Here is a 4,249-nt window from a genome sequence, read left to right as displayed (position 1 = left end):
AATGCTGTAATTTCGAGTTCCATGTCTTCCTCTGTGTGCGGTTATATTCGTGCTGGACAGCAGAAATATAACACATGCGGGGAAGCATGGATTTTTCAAGATTTATAGGTCACAACTTGGGTATTCCCTTAAGATTTTCCCGCGCATTTGCTTGACAAGCCGCTTCCTCTGCTTTTGCATCTTTTTGCGTAGTTATCACGAGCAGATACTGCCACAGAAGAACAGTCTTCAATGGCGGGCGGCGATGAACGGCCTTGCCACCTTGGTTTCCTCCAGACCGCGCTTTATGCTCGGCAGGGACGTAAAAAATCTTTCGCCCTCACACCTCTCCCCGCCCTACAGATTGACAGCCGGTGAGCTGGCTGTTAATGTTGGGGCAGCAGCGCGCTTGGCCGGGCTGCGCCACCTTATTTTCAAGCACAAGGAAGGAACACGATGGCTGATTTGACCGAGACTGCGGAACTGCGGCAGAAGATACAGGCGTTGAAAGACAAGATGCTCGCGCTGAAGGAGCATCTTTGACGTGGACAGCAAGAAGCTGGACATTGAACGCTTAGAATCGGAATCGCTGGAGCAGGATTTTTGGAATGATCAGCACAATGCCAAGAAGGTGCAACGGCAGCTCGGTCAGTTGCAAGATGTGGTCGGCGGCTGGGAACTGCATTATCGGCATGTTGAAGAGGCCGAGCTGCTCTTAGACATGGCACTTGAGGAAGGCGATGCCGATGCCCTGAACGAGGTAGAAGCATCGCTGGGGAGGCTGGCTGCGGAAGTCGAGGCTACTGAGCTTGAGTGCATGTTCGACGGCGAGCACGACAGCTGCAATGCCCTGCTCACGGTTCATGCGGGCGCGGGCGGCACGGAGTCGCAGGACTGGGTGAGCATGCTGCTGCGCATGTACCTGCGCTGGGCCGAGCTGCACAGCTTCAAGGCTGATATCCTGGATTATCTGCCCGGTGACGAGGCGGGCGTGAAGTCGGTCACAGTGCTGATCAGCGGCAAGAACGCTTATGGTTACACCCGTTCTGAGGTCGGCATCCACCGCTTGGTGCGCATATCGCCTTTTGACGCGTCGGGCCGCCGTCACACTTCCTTTGCTTCAGTGATGGTGCTGCCGGAGCTGGACGACACCATCGAGATTGACATCAACGAGAAAGACCTGCGTATAGACACCTACCGTTCCAGCGGCGCAGGCGGCCAGCACGTCAACAAGACCGACTCGGCTATCCGCATCACCCATCTGCCGACAAACATTGTTGTGCAGTGCCAGAATGAGCGTTCGCAGCTCCGCAATAAAGAGATGGCGATGAAGATGCTGATGGCCAAGCTCTATGACAAGCAGCAGCAGGAGAATTTGCAAGCACAGGAAAATCTGCACGGAGAGAAAAAGGATATCGCCTGGGGCAGCCAAATTCGTTCCTACGTGCTGCAACCCTACCGCCTGATCAAAGACCACCGCACCAGCGTGGAAGTTGGCAATGTGGACGCGGTTTTGGACGGCGAGCTGGATCAGTTCATCAAAGCCTTCCTGCTCTGGCAGCCGCGTTAAGCGTAAGCGATGCCGCTGCTGACCAGCCTGCTCATCCTGATCGTCGCGGCGAGGCTGCTGGGACAGATCTTTCAGCGTTTCGGCCAGCCTTCCATAGTCGGGGAAATGCTGGCCGGAGCATTGCTGGGGCCGAGCGCGCTCAATCTGATTCACGCCAACGCCGCGCTGGCCAGCATCTCCGAGTTCGCCGTCTTTCTGGTGGTGCTCTCCGCTGGGCTGGAGATGAATTTCAAGGATGTTTTCAACGCCTTGTTCAGCCGTGGCATCGTCATCGCCATTCTTGGCTTTGTCCTGCCCTTCGCTGCTGGAGCTGGTGTGGGCGCGGCGTTCCATCTTGATGTGATGCGCACAGTCTTTCTCGGCCTCTGCGTTTCCATCACCGCCCTGCCGGTCACGGTGCGCATCCTGCAAAACTTCAACCTGCTCAATTCCGAGATCGCCCGATACTCGGTGGCCACGGCCATTTTCAACGACGTGGCCGCGCTTTTGGTGCTGGGGGTGATTCTCAATCTGCCGGAGCAGCCCTCTCTCCGGGCCATTGCGGTTTCCGTCTTCGGCACAGGCTGGAAGTTAGTCGCGTTGGGCGCGCTCATCCTCGGTTTCAACTGGCAATTAGAACAACTGCCCAAGCGCGGCATCCACATTGAGAAGATCTCGGAGAAAGTAGTTGAGATCGTTGGCGGCGAAGCTCTCTTCGGCATACTTGCCCTCTTCGTCCTCGTCTTCGGCTCCATCAGCGAGGCCCTCGGCTTCCACTTCGTTATCGGCTCGTTTTTCGGCGCACTGCTGATAGACCGGAAGTTCTTCCTTGCCTCGCGCTACCAAGACTTAGACCTCACTCTGCGCTCTATCACTGAGGGCTTTCTGGGGCCAGTTTTCTTCGCTTATCTCGGCTTGGAATTCGATATTGACGCGCTTAGACCGCTCGGCTTTGTTCTGGTCGTGCTGGGAGTCTCAGTGGTCTCGAAAATGCTGGCGGGCTGGCTCGGCGGCCTGATCATTCAACTGCCGCAGGCTGAAGCACTCGGCATCGGCATCATCCTCAACGGGCGCGGGGTGATGGAATTGGTCATCGCCAGCATTGCTTACGAGCGCGGCTTCATCAATCAGGGCCTCTTCTCCACTCTTGTCCTGATGGGCGTGGTGACAACGATGATCACCCCGCTGCTCTTCCGCAGATGGATACTGCCCAAGATGGAAAAATAATCCCATGAATCCAGTCCTGACTTCCATCCTCCTGCTGGCGTGCAGCAATGTCTTCATGACTTTTGCCTGGTACGCCCACCTCAAAGAGCTGCACAGCAAGCCGTGGATCATCGCGGCCCTATTTAGCTGGGGCATCGCCCTGTTTGAGTACCTCCTGCAAGTCCCGGCCAACCGCATCGGCCACACCGTCCTCAGCGTCGGCCAGCTCAAAATTATTCAGGAAGTGGTCACGCTGACGGTCTTCCTGCCGTTCTCCGTCTTCTACCTGAAGGAGTCCCTGAAGCTGGACTATCTCTGGGCGGGCCTCTGCTTGGTCGGCGCGGTGTATTTCATGTTCCGGGCGAAGCTGTAGGGGCGCATGGCAAAAAGTAGCAGGGGGGTGAAAAATTTTTACCCCTACATCAAGTAGATGTAGGATGCGGCCACTCAACGTAGGAGCAGCTACGCAAGAGCCTGACTATTGCATTGTTGCATTGAGGCGGAAGCAGCCCTGCGCCTGCCGGAATTCATGCGTGGCGGCTTCGGCATGGCTTTGCGCCGAACCACCTGCGCTCAACCGCAGCGTAACGTCTGCGGAGACTGCCTGCTCCGGCGGCAGTGCGTCTATTCGCTGGTTTTGAAACCCCGGTTCCTGAGAAATCCGAACTGTTGCGGCACTGCACCACCGCGCCGCATCTCTTTATCCTGGAGCCGCAGGAGCTGTTGCTTGGCGATGTGCTGGAGTTCGGCCTGACGCTGATTGGCCGGGCGATTGATCTGCTGCCGTGGTTCCTTCTCGTCTTTGAGGAGCTGGGCCGCAGCGGCGGCAATAGTGAACCGTGAGTGATCAATGAAATAAAATATACTGGTAGTGGGTGAAACCCGTTGATGGCAAACGATAACTATCTGTTATCAAAGAAACAGACTGGGACTGTCAACCGGTTTGGCCCACCACCAATATACTTATTATGATTATAAATAAATCTCCTGACGGATGCAGTTGATATATCTATACGGTGCTGGGTCAAACCCGTTGATCAAATATTTTCCGAGTATCGACCGTTCTGGAAATAGTAACGGTTGATATACATTCCTATCACATTGTCGTGGATTTTCTCGTTTTTTGAAAAACAAACCGTTTTTCGGTTCAGACGCTTGATATGCGTTCTGAAGTTGAGATTTCTTCTCTCTATTCTCCACGTATCAGCTTTTCCGACAATATGTTTCGAGGATGGAACATGCTTCCTGCAGCTCTGCCAATCATCGGTATAATAACGGGTTGCAGGAAAAGCGGCCAGCTTGGCCATGAGACGTGAACAGCTTTCATCTGCACGTCTTCCGTTGTGCCACGCAAGTATTACACCGGCCTTTCTTTCCACTGCATACCAAGTCCGCCTCTGATTTTTCTTCCTGCCGACATAGCTCCAGAATTCATCAGCCTCCGCATCTGTTTTTATTTCAATCTCAATGCTGTCCGCTTGCGGCATGAAATACGGATTCACTTCGGCAGGAGTT

The 4,249-nt window shown here is 54.7% G+C and carries 6 protein-coding genes; 5 read left to right on the top strand and 1 reads right to left on the bottom strand.

All coding sequences use genetic code 11. The features are described from left to right. The first annotated feature begins 184 nt into the window (after positions 1-184). The 5 genes from ACNKH6_RS04205 (at position 185) to ACNKH6_RS04185 (ending at position 3,577) form a co-directional block, all read left to right on the top strand. Positions 185-448 carry a hypothetical protein gene (locus tag ACNKH6_RS04205; protein WP_417914296.1) on the top strand — a complete coding sequence of 88 codons (264 nt, stop codon included), beginning with the start codon at positions 185-187 and terminating at the stop codon, positions 446-448. Continuing rightward, positions 436-1,549, top strand: a protein-coding gene (gene prfB / locus ACNKH6_RS04200) for a peptide chain release factor 2 (RefSeq protein ID WP_417914295.1) whose coding sequence is annotated in 2 segments (ribosomal slippage) — positions 436-519 and positions 521-1,549 — 1,113 coding nt in all. Because the reading frame shifts where the segments join, the coding sequence is not laid out codon by codon here. Before ACNKH6_RS04205 ends, prfB begins: the two co-directional genes overlap by 13 nt. A gap of 9 nt (positions 1,550-1,558) precedes the next feature. Beyond that, entirely contained in the window at positions 1,559-2,755 is a 1,197-nt protein-coding gene (locus ACNKH6_RS04195; RefSeq protein ID WP_417914294.1) for a cation:proton antiporter, read from the top strand. A 4-nt stretch (positions 2,756-2,759) separates the two neighbouring features. Next, positions 2,760-3,107 carry a DMT family protein gene (locus ACNKH6_RS04190; protein ID WP_417914293.1) on the top strand — a complete coding sequence of 116 codons (348 nt, stop codon included), beginning with the start codon at positions 2,760-2,762 and terminating at the stop codon, positions 3,105-3,107. Between the two features lie 245 nt (positions 3,108-3,352). Further along, positions 3,353-3,577: a hypothetical protein gene (locus ACNKH6_RS04185; RefSeq protein WP_417914292.1), complete on the top strand. Its 225-nt coding sequence runs from the start codon at positions 3,353-3,355 to the stop codon at positions 3,575-3,577. A gap of 194 nt (positions 3,578-3,771) precedes the next feature. On the opposite strand, the gene ACNKH6_RS04180 is transcribed toward ACNKH6_RS04185, so the two are convergent. Beyond that, positions 3,772-4,249: IS1 family transposase (locus tag ACNKH6_RS04180; protein ID WP_417914291.1), on the bottom strand; the 478-nt coding region annotated here is incomplete at its 5' end.

It is taken from the genome of Candidatus Electronema sp. JM (assembly GCF_048287415.1).
In the GTDB taxonomy this organism is placed as follows: domain Bacteria; phylum Desulfobacterota; class Desulfobulbia; order Desulfobulbales; family Desulfobulbaceae; genus Electronema.
This window is presented reverse-complemented; position numbering and strand designations above follow the sequence as displayed.

What these genes read in the sequence shown, in the direction of transcription:
- ACNKH6_RS04195 (WP_417914294.1), top strand. Translation starts at nt 1,559, where the DNA reads ATGCCGCTGCTGACCAGCCTGCTCATCCTGATCGTCGCGGCGAGGCTG.
- ACNKH6_RS04190 (WP_417914293.1), top strand. Translation starts at nt 2,760, where the DNA reads ATGAATCCAGTCCTGACTTCCATCCTCCTGCTGGCGTGCAGCAATGTC.